The organism is Micromonospora mirobrigensis, assembly GCF_900091555.1.
Taxonomy (GTDB): domain Bacteria; phylum Actinomycetota; class Actinomycetes; order Mycobacteriales; family Micromonosporaceae; genus Micromonospora; species Micromonospora mirobrigensis.
Map to the genome: position 1 here is coordinate 224249 of NZ_FMCX01000003.1, position 18237 is coordinate 242485.

Genomic DNA, 18237 nt, shown 5'->3' on the forward strand with positions numbered 1-18237 from the left:
ATATCAGCCGGAGATACGAGGCTGTGCCTCACCCCCCGCACAACCGTCGTTGTGTGGGCGTCTGGCGGGCTTCTCGTCTGGGGGCACGCTACTCCCCTTCCGCCACCCCGCAAACGACCGAACGGCGACAGTCGGGCGCGCCGTCCGACAGGTGGGACGGTCAGGCCGCCGACCGGCGGGAATGCACCCTGGTCAGCCACCAGATGTGCACCCCGGTCCAGACCGCGACGCCCGCGGCGATGCCGACACAGAGCGCCGCCAGACCACCCCAGCCTGTCGATGCCACCGTGGCCATCACCACGCCGAGCAGGGTGAACTTGGCGACGTACAGGCCGACGCCGAACGGGAGCACCAGCTGCGGGTTACGCGCGTCGGCCCAGGCCAGCACGACCGTGGTGAGCGTGTAGCTGACCACCGTGACCGCCACCCCGGCCGCCGCGCCGAGCGCCGCGTCCCCGCCGCCGGTCACCCCGCCGACCACCGCGGCGACGGCGCCGAGCAGCGCCGACGTGGCCAGCAGCACCGGCAGGTGGCGCAGCCGCCAGCGCGGGTCCGCGGTCAGCTCCGCGCCGCGCGTCCCCGGCTCAGCCACGGGGGTACGCCGGGAAGTCGGTGACCAGCTCGGTCACCTCGGCGGCGATCCGGGTCAGCGCGTCGGCGCCCCCGGGTTCGTCGGGGTCGGTGCGTACCGCCCGGGCGACCAGCCCGGCCACCCGGCGCAGCTCGCCCTCGCGCATGCCCTGGGTGGTGACGCTCGGGGTGCCCACCCGGATGCCGGAGGCGACCATCGGCCTCTGCGGGTCGTACGGGATCGCGTTCTTGTTCAGCGTGATGCCGGCGGCCTCGCAGCGCGCCTCCGCCTCGGCGCCGGTGACGTCGAGCCGCCGCAGGTCGACCAGGGCCAGGTGGGTGTCGGTGCCCCCGGAGACCGGCCGCATCCCCTCGTCGGCCAGCCCGGCGGCGAGCGCCTGGGCGTTGCCGACCACCTGGGCGGCGTAGGTCCGGAACTCGGGCTGGGCGGCCTCCCGCAGGGCGACCGCCTTGGCGGCCACGGCGTGCATCAGCGGCCCGCCCTGGGTGAACGGGAAGACCGCCTTGTCGATCCGCTGGGCCAGCGACTCCCGGCAGAGGATCATGCCGCCGCGCGGGCCGCGCAGCACCTTGTGCGTGGTGGCGGTGACCACGTCGGCGTACGGCACCGGGGACGGGATCGCCCCGCCGGCGACCAGCCCGATGAAGTGCGCCGCGTCCACCATCAGGTAGGCCCCGACCTCGTCGGCGATCTCCCGGAACGCGGCGAAGTCGATCAGCCGGGGATAGGCGGTCGCCCCGCAGATGATCATCTTGGGCCGGTGCGCCCGGGCCAGGTCCCGCACCTCGTCGTAGTCGATCAGCTCGGTGTCCGGCCGCACGGTGTAGCCGACCGGGTGGAACCACTTGCCGGAGAAGTTCACCCGGCTGCCGTGGGTCAGGTGCCCACCGTGCGGCAGGTCCATCGCCAGCACGGTGTCCCCCGGCTGCACCAGGGCGGCGTACGCGGCCAGGTTGGCGCTCGCGCCGGAGTGCGGCTGGAGGTTGGCGTGCTCGGCGCCGAAGAGCTCCTTCGCCCGGGCGACGCCGATCTCCTCCGCCCGGTCCACCTCGGCGCAACCGCCGTAGTAGCGCCGGCCGGGGTAGCCCTCGGCGTACTTGTTGGTCAGCGTCGAACCGAGCGCGGCCAGCACCGCCGGGGAGGTCAGGTTCTCGCTGGCGATCAGCTGGAGGCCGCCGCGCAGCCGGTCCAGCTCGCCGAGCACCACCCCGGCGATCTCCGGATCGACGGCGCTGAGCTGCTGGAAGTCCGGTCCCCAGAAGGTGTCACTCGCGTTCTCCACAGCGAAGCAGTCTACGGAGCCGCACACTGGAGATCGTGAGATGCCTGGTCACCGGAGCGACGGGTTACATCGGCGGGCGCCTGGCGCCCCGGCTGCTGGACGAGGGGCACCAGGTGCGCTGCCTGGCCCGCAACGCCGGGCGGCTGCGTGACGTGCCGTGGGCCGCGCGCGCCGAGATCGCCGAGGGCGACCTGCGGAGACCGGACACCCTGCCGGCTGCCTTCGCCGACGTCGACGTGGCGTACTACCTGGTGCACTCGCTGGGGCAGGCCGACTTCGAGGCGGCCGACCGGGAGGCCGCGACCAACTTCGCGCGGGCCGCCGCCGAGGCCGGCGTACGCCGGGTCGTCTACCTGGGCGGCCCGGAGCCGAAGGAGGACGGCGAGGTCCCCTCGCCGCACCTGCGGTCCCGGGCCGAGGTGGGGCGGATCCTGCTGGCCGGGGAGGTGCCCACGGCGGTGCTGCGGGCGGCGGTGATCATCGGCTCCGGCTCGGCGTCGTTCGAGATGCTGCGTTATCTCACCGAGCGGCTGCCGGCCATGGTCACCCCACGTTGGGTACGCAACCGGATCCAGCCGATCGCGGTCCGGGACGTGCTGCGCTACCTGGCGGGCGCGGCGACGCTGCCGCCGGAGGTGAACCGGGCCTTCGACATCGGCGGACCGGACGTGCTCACCTTCCTGGCGATGATGCAGCGCTACGCGCAGGTCGCCGGCCTGCGCCGGCGGATCATCGTGCCGGTCCGACCGCTGACCCCGTCGCTCTCCTCGCACTGGGTCGGCCTGATCACCCCGGTGCCGAACGCGATCGCCCGTCCGCTGGTGGAGAGCCTGATCCACGAGGCGGTGGCGCACGAGCACGACATCGCCGGGTACGTCCCCGACCCGCCCGGCGGGCTGACCGGCTTCGACCAGGCGGTGGGGCTGGCCCTGGCCAAGGTCCGCGACGCCCAGGTGGAGACCCGGTGGTCCACGGCGAGCGGCCCGGACGCCCCGGCCGAGCCGCTGCCCAGCGACCCGAAGTGGTCCGGCGGCACGGTCTACACCGACGTCCGGGAACGGGCGGTCGACGCCCCGACGAGCGCGCTGTGGCGGGTGATCGAGGGGGTCGGCGGCGAGCACGGCTGGTACTCCTTCCCGCTGGCCTGGTCGGTGCGGGGGTGGCTGGACCGGCTGGTAGGCGGGGTGGGGCTGCGCCGGGGCCGGCGCGACCCGCACCGGCTCCAGGTCGGGGAGGCGCTGGACTTCTGGCGGGTCGAGGAGATCGTGCCGGGCCAGCTGCTGCGGCTGCGCGCCGAGATGCGGCTGCCCGGCCGGGCCTGGCTGGAGATGCGCGCCGAACCGGCCGGCGACGGCCGCAGCCGGTACGTCCAGCGCGCCGTCTTCCTCCCCCGCGGCCTGCCCGGGCACGCCTACTGGGGTTCGGTGGCCCCGTTCCACGCGATCGTCTTCGGCGGGATGGCCCGCAACATCGCCCGCGGCGCCGAACAGCTGTAAGGAGGGGCCCCCTGTTAACGCTTCCGGTATGGCAGGGGGCCCCTATTAACAGCTCAGTTGCCGTCGCGCGGTCCGGCCTGGCGGAACGCTGTCGACTCGCTCGGCGGGACGAAGTCGCGCGCCGGCTCGCCGCGCAGCGTGGTGGCGAGCACCCGGCCGACGGCGTCGATCATCTCCTTCTGCACCGCCTTGCCCACCGCCTGGCGCGGGTCGTCCGGGTTCGCCGCGATGGAGGCGACCGCCAGCTGCGGGGTGAAGGCGACCACCGACTCGGTCTCGTTCCGCTCCGAGCTGCCGGTCTTGCCCGCCACCGGCCGGCCCAGCCGGGGGGCCAGCTGCGGGGCGGTGCCGCCGTCGCAGCGGCCGTACATCGACTGGCCGCCGACCGGGCAGCGGGCCGCGTCCGTGGCCGCCCGGGCCACGTCGGTGTCGAGCACCTGGCGGCAGTCCGGCCGGCCGGCGGCCACCGGGCGCCCGGACGGGTCGGTGATCGACCGGACCGGCGACGGCGCGCACCAGGTCCCCTCGGCGGCCAGCGTGGCGTACGCGTTGGCCAGGTCCAGCGGGGTGGTGGCGGAGACGCCGAGGGTGAACGCCCCCCAGTCCCGGGCCGAGTAGCGGGCCAGTTTGGCGTCGTCCTCGGCGCGGAACCTGATGCCCAGCCGCTCGGCCATCTCCACCACCCGATCCGCGCCGACCTGCTCCGTCAGCCAGGCGAAGTACGTGTTCACCGAACGGCCGAAGGCGCTCCACATGGTCCGCGGGCCGTCCATCCCGACCAGGTCGGCGTTGGTCGGGCACCAGCGGCCGGCGCAGCTGGCCGGGCCGCCGGCCGCCGGGAACCGGGTCAGCAGCCGGTGCGGGGCGTCGTACCGGGTGTCCAGGGGCAGGCCGGCCTCCAGGGCGGCGAGCAGGGTGAACAGCTTGAACGTCGAGCCGGCCTGGTAACCGGCGATCGTCCCGCCGCCGGCGACCAGCTGGTTGACGGTGTTCGGGTAGTTCTCCTGGCCGGGCGGGTTGCCGGCCACCCCGTAGTCGCGGTTCACCGCCATCGCCAGCACCCGTCCGGTGCCGGGCTGGACCACCGCGGTCGGCACCGCCAACGGGTCGTCGGTGGGATAGATGCCGAGCACCTGGCCGCGGGTGGTGGCCTGCACCGCCGGGTCCAGCGAGGAGACGATCCGGAAGCCGCCGCGGCGCAGCAGGCCCTGCCGCTCGTCGACCGACGCCCCGAACGCCGGCTGGGCTCCCCACCAGCGGGTGAACCAGTCGCAGAAGAAGCCCCAGTCGTTGTGCGCCGCGGGCACCGCCGCGCAGTCGTTCGGCGTCTCGCTCGGGTCCAGGCGCAGCTGCTCGGCCCGGGCCTTCGCCGCCTCGGCGGCCGGGACCTGGCCGGTCTCCACCAGCCGGTCCAGCACGTACGACCGGCGGGCCAGGGCGGCGTCGGCGTCACCGTTGATCGGGTCGTCGGTGGCCGGTGAGCGGACCAGACCGGCCAGCAGGGCCGCCTCGGCCAGCGTCAGCTGGGCCGGCGACCTGGAGAAGTACCGCTTGCTGGCGGCGGCGATCCCGTACGCCCCGGCGCCGAAGTAGGCGATGTTGAGGTAGCGGCTGAGGATCTGGTCCTTGTCCAGGGTGCGTTCCAGGGCCAGGGCGTAGCGCATCTCGCGCAGCTTGCGACCGGTGCTGATCTCGGTGGCCCGGGCGCGTTGCTGGGCGGTGAGCCGAGGGTCGCCGGCGAGCGCGTTGCGCACGTACTGCATGGTCAGCGTCGAGGCGCCCTGCCGGGTGGCGCCGTCGCGCCGGTTGACCGTGAAGGCCCGTACCACGCCCCGGAGGTCGACCCCCCGGTGCTGGTAGAAGCGGACGTCCTCGGCGGCCACGATGGCCTGGCGCATCACCGGCGCCACCCCGGCCAGCGGCACGTCCACCCGGTCCTCCACGTAGAAGGAGGTGATCAGGGTGTTGCCGTCGTTGGCGTACAGGTTCGACCGCTGGACGGTCGGTGGGGTGCGCAGCGAGTCGGGCAGCTCGGACCAGGGCGTGGCGAGCGCCCCGAAGCCGAGTCCGAGCACCAGTGCGGCCGGCAGGGCCGCCACGGCGAGCACCAGCCCGGCCAGCGACCCGGCGATCAGCACGGTGAAGATCTTGTCGAGATGGGCCCGGATCATCAGCTCTCCCCGCAGGAGCCGGTCACGCTAGGACCCGTACAGAATGCCCTTTTTGCTCTTGTTTTCGGGCAAACCTGGAGAAAGCTCGCGAGGATTACACACGACCGGTCGACCCCCGGCGGCGCCGGGACGGGAGGTCAGGGCAGCAGACCGGCGGCGAGGGGGTGGACGGCCTCCTCGATCTCGTCGGCGACCCGGCTGAAGCACTGGTCGCCTCGACCCCACGGGTCGTCCAGGTCGTCGGTGGTCAACGCGGAGGCACCCGCACGGGCCTCGTGGGCGGCGGCCACCAGGGCGACCCCCCGGGCGTGTACCGCTTCCGGCGTGGCCGCCGCCGGGGGCAGGTCGGCCAGGTCCACCGCGGGCAGCAGCCGGCCGAACTCACCCAGGACGAACGTCCGGGCGGCCGCGTCGGGGCGCAGCGCCAGCACGTACTCGTGCTGGTCGGCGGTGGCGGTGAGCACCAGGTCCGCGGCGTCGATGTGGTCCGAGCGCAGCTTGCGCGCGGCGAACCCGTCGACGTCGCCGCCACGGGAGAGCACCTGCCGGGCCGCCGGCGGGTTCATCTCCTCACCGGCGTGCCAGCCGCCGGTCCCGGCGCTGTGGCTGTGCAGCAGCTCGTCGGCCCGGACCGGGTCGACGTCCAGCCGGCCCAACCGCTCCCGCAGGGCGAGCACCAGCAGCCGCTCGGCCATCGGGGAGCGGCAGATGTTGCCCATGCACACGTGCAGGACGGTGAACGGCGGCACTCACGCCTCCCGGGCGTCGAGGATGTCCGGGACCACGTCGCGCAGCTTCTCCAGCGGGATGGCGCCCCGGCGCAGCACCTGCGGCACCTCCCCGGTCACGTCCACGATCGTGCTCGGCACCGGGTCCGGGCAGGGGCCGGCCTCCAGGTAGGCGCGCACCGAGTAGGCCAGCTGGTCGCGGGCCTCCTCCGCGGTGACCGCGGCCGGCTGGCCGGTCCGGTTGGCCGAGGAGACCGCCATCGGGCCGGTCTCCCGCAGCACCTCCAGCGCCACCGGGTGCAGCGGCATCCGGACCGCCACCGTGCCGGTGTCGTCGCCCAGGTTCCAGCTCAGCGTGGGCGAGTGCTCGACCACGATGGTGAGCGCGCCCGGCCAGAACGCCTCGACCAGGTCACGGGCCGCCCGGGGCAGCGAGAAGACCAGGCCGTCGAGGGTGTGCCGGGAGCCGATCAGCACCGGCGGCGACGCCTGCCGGCCCTGGCCCTTCGCGTCCGCCAGGGCCTTGACCGCGTACGGGGTGAACGCGTCCGCGCCGATCCCGTAGACGGTGTCCGTCGGCAGGACGACCAGCTCGCCGTTCTTGACCGCCTCGATGGCCGCAGCGATGCCGCGGTCCCGGTCGGCGGGCGACCGGCAGTCGTAGAGCATCACGAGGAGCCAGTCTGCCACGCCGTGCCCGCATCGGCGCGGTCGCCGTCCGGACGGCGGGACGCGGTGGCGAACCGGGGACGCCCGGCCAGGTCGTGGTGCTCCGCCACGGCCGTGAACCGGCCGTCGGCGGCGAGCAGTTCCGGCACCGCCGTACCGTGCGTGTCGTCGTGCTCGATGCCGAGCACGCCGCCGGGGCGCAGCAGCTCCGCCGCCCGGCGCACCACCGGGCCGATCACCGCCAGCCCGTCCGCCCCGCCGAAGACCGCCTCGTCCGGGTCGTGCCCGGCCACCTCCGGGGGTACGACCACCGAGCGCGGCACGTACGGCGGGTTGCAGAGCAGCACGTCGACCCGGCCGGCCAGGTCGGCCAGCAGCTCCGGGTCGGTGACGTCGGCGACCACCACCTCGACCGGCCGGTCCCCCGCCGCGGCCCGGTCCGTCGCGTTGCGCCGCAACCAGCGCAACGCCTCGGGCGAGCGCTCCACCGCCACCACCCGGGCGCCCGGCAGTTCCTGCGCGACCGCCAGGGCGATCGCGCCGGAACCGCTGCACAGGTCCACCACCAGCGGCCGGTCCACCACCTCCAGACCGCGGGCCACCCCCCAGCCGGCCAGCAGCTCGGTCTCCGGGCGGGGCACGAACACCCCCGGGCCCACCGCCAGCTCCAGGTGCCGGAAGCCGGCCGTCCCGGTCAGGTGCTGCAACGGCTCCCGGTCGGCCCGCCGGGCCACCAGCTCGTCGAAGCGGCGCAACTGGTCCGGGTCGAAGCCGTCGGCCAGGGCCAACCGACCCCGCGGCACCCCCAGCACGTACGCGGCCAACTGCTCGGCCTCGGCCCGGGCCGCGTCGACGCCGGCGTCGGCCAGCCGCCGGGCGGCGCCGGACACCGCCCGGGAGGGCCGCACGGGATCTGTCCCTTCGGACGGGTGTCGGGCATGGTGGGTCACGTCATAATCATGAGTCGTCGCCGGGGCTGACCGCGCCCGGGTGCGGCGCGGGACACACCGACAGGGAGGTCGCGGGTGGGCTGGTTCGACCGGGTCACCGACCAGGTTGACGCCCTGCAGCACGCCGAACACCTCCAGGAGGTCAGCCGGTCCGCCGAGGCGTGCGAGCTCCTGGACCGGGTCGTCGCCACCACCACCGACCCCTACGCCCGGGCGTACGCGCTGGTGCAGCGCCTCTCCGCGCTGATCAACCTGGGCCGCACGGCGGAGTACACCCGCGCCATCGACCAGGCCTCCACCGCCGTCCGGGACCTCGCCGAGCCCTACCTGCACGGGCACCTCAACGCGCTGGCCGCCCTCGCCGCCCACCACCAGGGCGCGCTGGACCGCTGCGTCACCCACCTGGTGAAGGCGGCCCGGGCGCTGGGCGCGGCGGAGGAACCGGACTCGCGCACCGCCTGGGGCTGGCACGACCTGGCGATGGCGTACTCCTACCTCAGCTTCCACGGCTACGCGCTGGGCGCCATCGAGCGGGCCCGCCAGCTCGGCACCGCCGCCGGCATCCCCGAGGAGACCTTCGCCGCCCCCGGCATCCGGCTTCGCAACGCGGTCGCCCTGGACCACAACGGCGACAGCGACGGCTGCCTGCGGGTGCTGCGCGACGTGGCCGCCGACCTGGCCCGGTTCGTCCGCGCCGGGCGGGCGGGCCGGATCCGGCCGAGCAGCCTGGCCGCGTACGGCTACGCCGCCGCCCGCCGCGCCGCGTTCGGCGACCGGGCGGAGAGCGGCACCGACACCGACCCGGTCCGGCTGCTCGGGCACGGCGGGGACAGCGCCCGGGCCCGCGACATGCGGGAGCTCGGGCGGGTCTGCCTGGCGGTGGCGGACGGCCGACCGATCGAGGCGGTCACCCGGCTGGACCGGATCCGGGTCGGCGACGAGACGCTGGGCGCGGCGGAGCCGGCCCGACTGCGCAGCATCGCGCTGTCCCGGGCCGGCGACCACGCCGCGGCGCACCGCACCGACCGGCTGGCGTTCCGGCTCGCCGCCCAGCGCAACGACCGGCTCCGCGACGTCTACATCGACGGCATCGCCGCCCGGATCGACCACGAGGAGATGCGCCGCGAGGCCGCCCGGTACGAGGGCGAGGCGCTCACCGACCCGCTGACCGGGCTGCCCAACCGGCGCCGGCTGGAGCGCTACATCGGCGTGGTGGTCGGCCGTGGGGAGCGGGTGGTGATCGGCGTCTGCGACCTGGACGGCTTCAAAGCGGTGAACACCCGGCACGGCCACCACTCCGGCGACCTGGTGCTGCAACGGATCGCCGGCGTGATCAACCGGGTGATGCGCCGGGGCGACTTCGTGGCGCGCTACGGCGGGGACGAGTTCGTGGTGGTGCTCCCCGGCGCCGGGATGGGCGAGGCCGCCGAGGTGGCCCGCCGGATCGACGCCGCGGTCCGGGACGAGGACTGGGAGTCGCTGGTGCCGGGCACCCCCGTCGGGATCAGCATCGGCTTCGCCGAGGTCGGCGACGGCGCGGGGCCGTCCCTGCGGGACGCCCTGGGCGCCGCCTTCGAGGCCGCCGACCGGGAGATGCTCCGGGCCAAGGCCCGCCCCCGGGCCAGCTGACCCGGCTCTCCCCGCCGGCCGACCCGACGCCCCGGCCGGTCGGCCCGGCCCCCGGGTCAGCGGCGGGACAGGTCCGGCTCCCCGGCCAGGCGGGCGGCGCGGTCGGCCTCGGCGAGGGCGTCCAGGACACCGTCGAGGTCACCGGCGAGCGCCAGGTCCAGGTTGTACGCCGTGTAGCCGATCCGGTGGTCGGTGATCCGGTTCTGCGGGAAGTTGTAGGTGCGGATCCGCTCCGACCGGTCCACCGTGCGGACCTGGGCCTTGCGGGCGTCCGAGGCCGCCGCGTCGGCCTGCTCCTGGGCGGCGGCCAGCAGCCGGGCCCGCAGGATCCGCATCGCCTGCTCCCGGTTCTGCAACTGGGACTTCTCGTTCTGGCAGGAGACCGTGATCCCGGTCGGCACGTGGGTGATCCGGACCGCCGAGTCGGTGGTGTTCACCGACTGGCCGCCCGGCCCGGACGACCGGAACACGTCGATCCGCAGGTCGTTGGGGTCGATGGTGACGTCGACGTCCTCGGCCTCGGGCAGCACCAGGACGCCGGCGGCGCTGGTGTGGATCCGGCCCTGCGACTCGGTGACCGGGACCCGCTGCACCCGGTGCACGCCGCCCTCCCACTTGAGCCGGGACCAGACGCCGTTGCCACCCTCGGGCACGCCCTTGGTCTTGATCGCCAGGGAGACGTCCTTGACGCCGCCGAGGTCGGAGTCCTGGGCGTCGATCACCTCGGTGAGCCAGCCGTGCCGCTCGGCGTACCGGGTGTACATCCGCAGCAGGTCGCCGGCGAACAGCGCCGACTCCTCGCCGCCCTCGCCGGCCTTGATCTCGACGATCACGTCCTTGGCGTCGTGCGGGTCACGCGGGATGAGCAGCTCGGCGAGGCGTTCCTCCAACGCCGGCAGGCCCGCCGCGAGCGACTCCGCCTCCGCCGCGAAGGACGGGTCCTCGGCGGCCAGCTCCCGGGCCGCCGCCAGGTCGGCGCGCGCCTGCTCCAGCTCGCCGGCCGCCTTGTGCAGCGGGACCAGCTCGGCGTACCGGCGACCCACCCGGCGGGCGGTGTTCTGGTCGGTGTGCAGCGCCGGGTCGGCCAGCCGCTTCTCCAGCTCGGCGTACTCGTCGAGGAGGGCGGCCAGGCGCTCACTGCTCATGCGGGGGATGCTCCTTCGACGACGAGGACACCGGGGCCGGTGGGGACCGGCGAGGACTTCCGGGGGCGTAACGGACGAACGCCCGTGCCCGGCACAGGGCCGGACACGGGCGTCGTCGGAAGAGCTACTTGGCCTTCTTCGCCTGAACCTTGGCGTACTTCTGCTGGAACTTCGCGACCCGGCCCGCGGTGTCGAGGACGCGCTGCTTGCCGGTGTAGAACGGGTGGCAGGCGCTGCAGGTCTCGACCGTGATCGAGCCGCCCTTGGCGGTGCTGCGGGTCGTGAAGGTGTTACCGCAGGAGCACTTGACCTCGGTCGAGGTGTACTCCGGGTGGATGTTGGGCTTCATGTCGCCTCGGTCCTTTCGTGGGTGGTCGCCGGGTCGCCCCCGCTGCCGTTCGCGGCGGGTCGGGCGTGAACCGGAACCGGTGGCCGATTGACCAGTGTGCCATGGGCTCGCGCCGACCCGGCAGGCGGGCCGCACACGTGGTCACGGCTGGCTCAACGCTCACCTCCCGGTACGCATTCCCGCCCGCCGGGTGGGCATTCGTCCGGCGCCCGCCGGGTGGTCGTACGGTGGGGGCCGCCGGCGGATCGGACGGCCCGGCGGCGACCCGACGAGCACGAGGAGACGGGGATGTTCCGCCTGATCGCCACCCGCGGCCTGCCCGCCTCCGGCAAGACCACCTTTGCCCGCGGCCTGCAACCCGGGGTGGTCCGGATCAACCGGGACGACCTGCGCCGGATGATGCACGGCGAGCGGCTGTTCACCCAGTGGGCCGAGGGGCAGGTCGCCCGGGCCCAGCGGGCCCAGGTGGAGGCGCTGCTGGCGGCCCGGGTGAGCGTCTGCGTGGACGACACCAACCTGCGCTCCCGGACGCTGCGGGACTGGGCGGAGCTGGCCGAGCGGTACGGCGCGGCGTTCGAGGTGCACGACTTCACCGACGTGCCGCTGGACGAGTGCCTGCGCCGGGACGCCGCCCGCCCCGAGACCGACCGGGTCGGCGAGGCGGCCATCCGCCGGCTGCACGAGCGCTACCTGGCCCGCCGGCCGCTGCCGCTGCCGGCGCCGACCGGCCGCGTTGGCGGTCCCGGCCGGGTGAGCCGCGCCGAGCCGGAACGACCGGACATCGTCCTGGTCGACATCGACGGGACCGTGGCGTTGAACGTCTCCCGCAGCCCGTACGACATGACCCGGGTCGGCGAGGACGTCCCCAACGAGGCGGTGATCGCGGCGGTACGGGCCATGCACGCGGCCGGGCACGGGGTGGTCTTCTGCTCCGGCCGGGACGCCTCGGCCCGGCCCGCCACGGTGACCTGGCTGGCCCGGCACGTCCGGGTGCCGTACCTGGCGCTGCACCTGCGGGCGCTCGGCGACCAGCGCAAGGACGCGATCGTCAAGCGGGAGATCTACGACCGGGAGATCCGGGACCGCTACCGGGTGGTGGGGGTCTTCGACGACCGGCAGCAGGTGGTCCGGATGTGGCGCTCGCTCGGCCTGACCGTCTTCCAGGTCGCCGAGGGCGACTTCTGAGGTGTAAGCACGGGCCCCCTGTTAACGCTTTTCGCATAGCAGGGGGCCCCTGTTAACAGCCGCTCCGCCGGCCGGCCACCCGAGGGACGGCCGGCCGGCGGGCAGGGTGTTAAGAAGGGGCCCCTGCTCTACCGAATGCGTTAACAGGGGGCCCCTCCTTGCACCTCAGGCGGCGGGGGCCTCCCCAGGTGCCGCCGCCGTGAGGGCGATCGTCGCCTCGGCACGTACGCCGTTGACGGTGACCGCGAGCAGGACCTGCGCGCCGGGGCGCAGGGCGGTGAGCTGCCCGGTGGCCGGGTCGAAGCGGGCCACGTGCCACGGCTTCACCCCGCCGGCCGGGCCGACGTGCAGGTTCGGCGAGCCGGACCAGTCGGCGCTGACCGGCGCGGCCACCGGGACGGTACGCCCGCCGGGCTGGGTGAGCGTCGCGGTGACCCGGGCCGGCGCGCCGACCGGCACGGTGGCCGGGGCGGTCAGGGTCAGCCGGTCGACGTGGGCGTGGAACTCGGCGGCCACCCACTCCGGCCCCTCGGCGAGCGGGTCGCGGCGGGCCCGGTCCGCCTCCGGGGGAGTGACCGGGTCGACGCCGAACTCCGTCCAGCCGGTGAAGCCGCCCTGCTCGGCCGGGGTGGACGGGTTCTTGCCGGAGTTGCCGTTGACCACGTACGGCACGCCGTCGACCCGGTCGGCGTGGAAGGTGCCGACGTGTCCGTTGACCATGAGCGCGCCCTTGCCGGTGCGGTGCTGGAAGTCGGCCAGCCACTGCTCCACCAGGGCGGCCTCCTTCCGGTCGCCGAGCTGGCTGGCCTTGGCCGGGCTGGGGTCGCGGGGCGGGTGGTGGAAGAGCACGGCCACCGAGCCGACGGCCGGGTCGGCGGCGGCCGAGTCGAGCGTGTGGCGCAGCAGCTCCACCTGGTCGAAGCCGCTGCCGCGCAGTGAGCCGGCGGAGCTGTTCAGCGTGACGAACCGGGTGCCGGCGTGGTCGAAGACCCGGGAGGCGTCGCCGAAGGCGGCCCGGAAGTTGTCGATCGGGGCGCCCATCACCTCGTGGTTGCCGGGGACGTAGTACCAGGGCAGGTCCCCGCCCAGCTCCTCGTCGAGGATCCGCCGGGCCAGGGCGAAGTCCGCCGGATAGGCGGTGTCGACGAAGTCCCCGTCGATGACCAGGAAGTCCGGCTTCGCCGCCCGGATCTCGCGGAGCGTACGGCGGGCCTGGGCGACCAGATCGCTGTCCGGGTCGGCGGCGACGAACTGGGCGTCGGACAGCACCGCGAAGCGCCAGGGCGCGCCGTCGACGGTGCCGTCGCGCAGCACCACCCGGTCGGTGCGCTGCGGCTCGGCCGGCGCGTCGACCGTGGGCGGCACCTTCGCCACCAGGTCGTCGATGACGATCTCGCTGGCGTACTGCTTCGCCGGGTCGGTCTCGGCGACGTAGAACCGGCGCACCCGCACCGGGTACTGCACGCCGGCCGGGACGGCGAACTCGACGTACCGCCAGCCGGTCCAGGTGACGTACGGGCCGCGGAGCACATGCTGGGTGTCCTGGGCGTCGTGCAGGTGCAGGCTGGGCCACTCGCCCCGGCCGTTGCCCTTGATCCACATGCCGAACGCCTGGGGCTGGCCGGGTACGTCGATCCAGGCGGGCGGGTCGGCGTAGGCGGCCCGGGTGCCGGTGGACTGGCCGAAGTCGTACGCCAGCTTCAGGCCGGTGCCGGTGTGGCCCGGCGCGGGGGCGACCGAGCCGGCGGCCCGGGCCTGGCTGAACCGCCAGGCGGCGGCGTCCTCGAAGCCGGCGACCGGGACGTCGGTCAGCCCGACGGTGACCGGCAGGACGGTGGTGGAGCCGCCGACGTGGGCGGTGAGCAGGGCGGATCCGCTGTCGTGCAGCGCCCGGACCGACAGGTTGCCGTCGGCGGTGGGGGTGATGTCCAGCAGCTCGTGGTCGTACTCCAGCCGCAGGTCGGCCGGCTCGATCGGGGCGGTGTTCCCCTCGGCGTCGTAGCCGACCACGCCGAACAGTCCGGTCTCGCCAGCCCGGTTCAACCCGAGCCGGTCCACGGTGGCGTCGATCCGGTCCAGCGGCCCGAGGACGGTGAGGCCCAGGGTGCCGCGGGCCTCCCCGCGCCAGGCGGTGACGGTGGTCCGGCCGGCGGCGCCGGCCCGGAAGACGCCCTCGTCGTCCACCGTGCCCTGCGCGGCCGGGTTGGCCCGCCAGCGGGGTGCGCCGGCGGCCGGCCCGTACGTCTCGTCGTAGCCGGCGGCGGTGAGCCGGCGGGTGAGGCCGGGGAAGACCCGGTCCGGCCGGCCGCCGCGGATCGGGGCGACGCCGGGCGCGGCGGTCGGGTCGCTCGCCGTCTCCAGCCAGTAGCCGGTGAGCCGGCCGCTGCCCTGCGGCGCGTAGACGGCCAGTCCGTTGGGGACCGGGCGTTCGGTGCCGTCGGAGGGGGCGTTCTCCACCTGCACGGCGGCGGCGCCGGGTTCCCGGGCGAGCAGGGTGGACGAGCCGCCGCCGTCGAGGTTGAGCGCGTTCGCCGCGCCCAGCTCGACCATCATCCGGCCCATCTCGGTCTGGGTGACGCCCCGGCTGTCCACCGACCGGCCGTCCACGGTCAGCATGACCATCCGGCGGCCGTCGGCGGAGAAGCCGACCGAGGTGCGCGGGGCGAGCGTCCGGTCGGCGATGTCCTGCACGACACCGTCGCGGACCAGCACGTTGCCGCCGCCGACCGCCGCGCGCAGCGGGCCGCCGTCGGCGGCCCGCGGTCGCCAGGTCACGTCCACCGGGTCGCCGGGGCGCAGCGCGGCGAGGGCGTCCGCGCCGGCCTCCCGGCCGAGCAGCACGGTGGTCCCGGCGGGGACCGGACCGTCGCCGGCCGTGTCGGCCACGCTCGCGACCCGACCGCCGGTCACCGTCACCTCGACCGTCCGGGCCGCGCCGCTGACCGCCCGCGCCCGGGTGTACGTCCCCCAGAGCGGGGTGAACACGCCGATGCCGTCGCGCTGCACCATGTTGTTGAACTGGGTGAGGCCGACCGGTCCGGCGGGCAGCGTGGCGGTGCCCTCGAAGCCGACCTGGATGATCCGGCCGAGGCCCGCGCCGTCCAGGGCAACGGCGTTGGGGTGGCCGGCGATCGGCGACTGGACCAGCTCGCCCGCGCGGATGCCGACGCCCTGGGCGGCGCCGGAGTTGTTGATGTCGAAGAAGTCGCCGTTGACGGCGGCCACCGCCCGGGCCCGGTCCACGGCGGCCCGCAGCGGCTCGTCCCGGGTGACCGCCCCGGAGTTGACGTAGTCGACCGTCAGGCCGCCGGAGAGGTCGGCGGTGAGCGCGTCGGCGCGCAGCCAGCCGTCGGCGTCGTACCGGTCGAAGGAGGTCAGGTCCAGGCCGGGGGCGACCGGCCGGGTGGTCTTCGCGGTCTGGAGGCCACTGGCCGGTTCCAGCCCCGTGGTCGGCGCGGCGGTCGGGGTGGGGCGGCGGGCCAGGGCGACCGGGCCGGCCGGCCCGGAGGAGGCAACCGGCGCGTCCTCGGCGGTGGTGTCGGCGGCGACGGTGGGGCCGGCCGCGCCGGCGGCCGGGGACGGCCCGGGGAGGGCGAGCAGCGGGGTGAGCAGCAGGACAGCTGCCGCCCGAGCGGATCGACTGCGGGTACGCATGGACGACAGTCAACCCGAGCCTGCACAGAAGTTTCAATACCTGGGCGCTTACACGAAGGAAAACTTCATGCGGCCGGGGCGGGACCGAGCGGTGCGTACACGAGGGAAGGGCACGGCCGCGAACGGCCGTGCCCTTCCCTCGATCGGTCCTACCGGGGCGGTGTCACTCCCCCGGCGTGGACTTCGCGATCTGCATCAGGAACTCGATGTTGGTACGCGACTTCTTGAGCCGGTCCAGCAGCAGGTCCAGCGCCGCCTGCGAGTCCAGCGAGTGCATCACCTTGCGGAGCTTGTGGATGATCGCCAGCTCCTCCGGCGCGAGCAGGATCTCCTCCTTACGCGTGCCGGACGCGCTCACGTCGACCGCCGGGAAGGTCCGCTTGTCGGCGATCTTCCGGTCCAGCTTCAGCTCGGCGTTACCGGTGCCCTTGAACTCCTCGAAGATGACCGTGTCCGCCATGGACCCGGTCTCCACCAGCGCGGTGGCGAGAATGGTCAGCGAACCGCCGTTCTCGATGTTGCGCGCCGCGCCGAGGAAGCGCTTGGGCGGGTAGAGCGCCGTGGAGTCGATACCACCCGACATGATCCGGCCGCTGGCCGGCGCCGCGAGGTTGTACGACCGCCCGAGCCGGGTCACCGAGTCGAGCAGCACGACCACGTCATGGCCCAGCTCGACCAGGCGCTTGGCCCGCTCGATCGCCAGCTCGGCGACCGTGGTGTGGTCCTGCGGCGGACGGTCGAACGTGGCCGCGACGACCTCGCCCTTCACCGACCGCTGCATGTCGGTGACCTCTTCGGGCCGCTCGTCCACCAGCACCACCATCAGGTGGCACTCCGGGTTGTTGTGGGTGATCGCGTTGGCGATCGCCTGGAGCACCATGGTCTTACCGGCCTTGGGCGGGGACACGATGAGCGCCCGCTGCCCCTTACCGATCGGCATGACCAGGTCGATGACCCGGGTGGTCAGGATGTGCGGCTCGGTCTCCAGCCGCAGCCGCTCCTGCGGGTAGAGCGGGGTGAGCTTGTAGAACTCCGGCCGACGCCGGGCCTCCTCGGGCTCCATCCCGTTGACCGTGTCCAGCCGGACGAGCGGGTTGTACTTGTCCCGCCGCTGGTCGCCGCTGTTGCCGCCGTCGCGGCCGGCCCGCACGGCGCCGGTGATCGCGTCACCGCGACGCAGGCCGTACTTCTTGATCTGGGACATCGAGACGTAGACGTCGTTCGGGCCGGCCAGGTAGCCGGTGGTCCGGACGAAGGCGTAGTTGTCCAGCACGTCGACGATGCCGGCCACCGGGACGAGGACCTCGTCCTCGCCGACCTGCGGCTCGCGGCCACCGCCGCCGCCACCGCCCTCGTTGCCGCCCTCGACCCGGTCGCCGCGCCCGCGGCGCCGGTCGCGGAACCGGCTGCGCCGGCCCCGCCGGCCGCCGCCCTCGCCGTCGTCGTCGCCGTCGTTGTCCCGCTCGGCGCGCTGACCACGGTCGTTGCGGTCACCACGGTCGTTGCGGTCACTCCGGTCGTTGCGCTCGTTGCGGTCACCGCCGCGGTCGTTGCGCTCGGCCCGCTCGCCGCCCTCGGCCCGGTCACCACGGTCGTTGCGCTCGGTGCGCTCCGCCCGCTCGGTGCGGTCACCGCCGCGGTCGTTGCGCTCGGCCCGGTCACCGCCACGCTCGGCACGGTCGGTCCGCTCGCCACGCTCGGCCCGCTCGCCGCCACGCTCGGCACGGTCGGCCCGCTCGCCACGCTCGGCCCGCTCGCCGCGGTCGGCGCCACGCTCGGCACGGTCGGCGCCACGCTCGGCACGGTCACCGGTGCGCTCGGCGCGGTCCCGGCCGCCCCGGGGCTCGCCGCGGTCGGCGGTCTCCTCGGCGCGCGGCTCGGCGGCCGGCGCCTCGACCGGGGTGGCGGTCGCCGCGGCCCGGCCACGCCGGGTACGGGTACGGCCCTCGGTCGGTGCGGCGGCCTGCTCGGCCGCCGGCTCGGTGGCCCGACGCTCCGCCTCGGGACGCTCGGTGGCGCCCCGCACCTCGGCGCGGACCTCGTCACGGGCGGGAGCGGCCGCGGCCGGCACCTCGGCCCGCGGTCGAGGGGTACCGGCGGCGGCGCCGCCCTGCCGCTCGGAGATGGCGCTGATCAGCTCGCCCTTGCGCATGCGAGCCGTACCGGAGATGCCGAGCGACGCGGCCAGGCTCTGGAGCTCCGGCAGCAGCATCGCGGACAGGCCGGTGCCGCTGCGCCGACGGCGGGTGGGGGCGGCAGCGGCTTCGCCAGCGACGTTGGAAACATCCGACGTCATGTCGGTGGTGTCGCTCAATGGATTCCTTCCCTCGATAGGCCGGGACTGCCCGGAGTCGACGTACGAGGTGGCCGGGCGGCCTCGGTGCACC

At 74.8% G+C, this 18237-nt stretch carries 13 protein-coding genes; 3 read left to right on the plus strand and 10 right to left on the minus strand.

Annotated features, from left to right (window positions below):
- Positions 1–160 precede the first annotated feature (160 nt).
- Both GA0070564_RS12230 and GA0070564_RS12235 read right to left on the minus strand, forming a co-directional pair.
- Positions 161–592 (minus strand): hypothetical protein, encoded by a 432-nt coding sequence (locus tag GA0070564_RS12230; protein WP_091607838.1) that lies wholly within the window; start codon positions 590–592, stop codon positions 161–163.
- Complete coding sequence (locus GA0070564_RS12235) at positions 585–1874, minus strand: serine hydroxymethyltransferase (protein WP_176730653.1); 1290 nt, start codon at positions 1872–1874, stop codon at positions 585–587. The genes GA0070564_RS12230 and GA0070564_RS12235 overlap by 8 nt, the downstream gene beginning before the upstream one ends.
- Before the next feature lie 35 nt (positions 1875–1909).
- Here GA0070564_RS12235 and GA0070564_RS12240 point away from each other — a divergent pair, with 35 nt between their 5' ends.
- Complete coding sequence (locus GA0070564_RS12240) at positions 1910–3370, plus strand: SDR family oxidoreductase (protein WP_091607846.1); 1461 nt, start codon at positions 1910–1912, stop codon at positions 3368–3370.
- Positions 3371–3423: 53 nt separating this feature from the next.
- Here GA0070564_RS12240 and GA0070564_RS12245 read toward each other — a convergent pair whose 3' ends face one another.
- The 4 genes from GA0070564_RS12245 to prmC all read right to left on the minus strand — a co-directional run bounded on the left by GA0070564_RS12245 (position 3424) and on the right by prmC (position 7846).
- A complete protein-coding gene (locus GA0070564_RS12245) occupies positions 3424–5541 on the minus strand; it encodes a transglycosylase domain-containing protein (protein WP_091607849.1) in 2118 nt (705 codons plus the stop codon).
- A 137-nt stretch (positions 5542–5678) separates the two neighbouring features.
- Entirely contained in the window at positions 5679–6290 is a 612-nt protein-coding gene (locus tag GA0070564_RS12250; protein WP_091607852.1) for an arsenate reductase/protein-tyrosine-phosphatase family protein, read from the minus strand.
- Positions 6291–6938 (minus strand): L-threonylcarbamoyladenylate synthase, encoded by a 648-nt coding sequence (locus tag GA0070564_RS12255; RefSeq protein WP_091607856.1) that lies wholly within the window; start codon positions 6936–6938, stop codon positions 6291–6293.
- Positions 6938–7846, minus strand: a complete 909-nt coding sequence (gene prmC / locus GA0070564_RS12260; protein ID WP_425412453.1) for a peptide chain release factor N(5)-glutamine methyltransferase — start codon at positions 7844–7846, stop codon at positions 6938–6940. The genes GA0070564_RS12255 and prmC overlap by 1 nt, the downstream gene beginning before the upstream one ends.
- Before the next feature lie 117 nt (positions 7847–7963).
- Here prmC and GA0070564_RS12265 point away from each other — a divergent pair, with 117 nt between their 5' ends.
- Entirely contained in the window at positions 7964–9517 is a 1554-nt protein-coding gene (locus GA0070564_RS12265) for a GGDEF domain-containing protein (protein ID WP_091607864.1), read from the plus strand.
- Between the two features lie 56 nt (positions 9518–9573).
- Here the strand turns inward: GA0070564_RS12265 and prfA are convergent, their stop codons facing one another.
- Positions 9574–10662: a peptide chain release factor 1 gene (gene prfA, locus GA0070564_RS12270; RefSeq protein WP_091607868.1), complete on the minus strand. Its 1089-nt coding sequence runs from the start codon at positions 10660–10662 to the stop codon at positions 9574–9576.
- A 124-nt stretch (positions 10663–10786) separates the two neighbouring features.
- Positions 10787–11011: a 50S ribosomal protein L31 gene (gene rpmE, locus GA0070564_RS12275; protein WP_088972948.1), complete on the minus strand. Its 225-nt coding sequence runs from the start codon at positions 11009–11011 to the stop codon at positions 10787–10789.
- A 288-nt stretch (positions 11012–11299) separates the two neighbouring features.
- Here rpmE and GA0070564_RS12280 point away from each other — a divergent pair, with 288 nt between their 5' ends.
- Entirely contained in the window at positions 11300–12196 is an 897-nt protein-coding gene (locus GA0070564_RS12280; RefSeq protein ID WP_091607871.1) for a phosphatase domain-containing protein, read from the plus strand.
- 165 nt (positions 12197–12361) lie between these two features.
- Here GA0070564_RS12280 and GA0070564_RS12285 read toward each other — a convergent pair whose 3' ends face one another.
- Entirely contained in the window at positions 12362–15850 is a 3489-nt protein-coding gene (locus GA0070564_RS12285; RefSeq protein ID WP_091607874.1) for a phosphodiester glycosidase family protein, read from the minus strand.
- A 163-nt stretch (positions 15851–16013) separates the two neighbouring features.
- Positions 16014–18164 (minus strand): transcription termination factor Rho, encoded by a 2151-nt coding sequence (gene rho / locus GA0070564_RS12290; RefSeq protein ID WP_091607878.1) that lies wholly within the window; start codon positions 18162–18164, stop codon positions 16014–16016.
- Positions 18165–18237 lie beyond the last annotated feature (73 nt).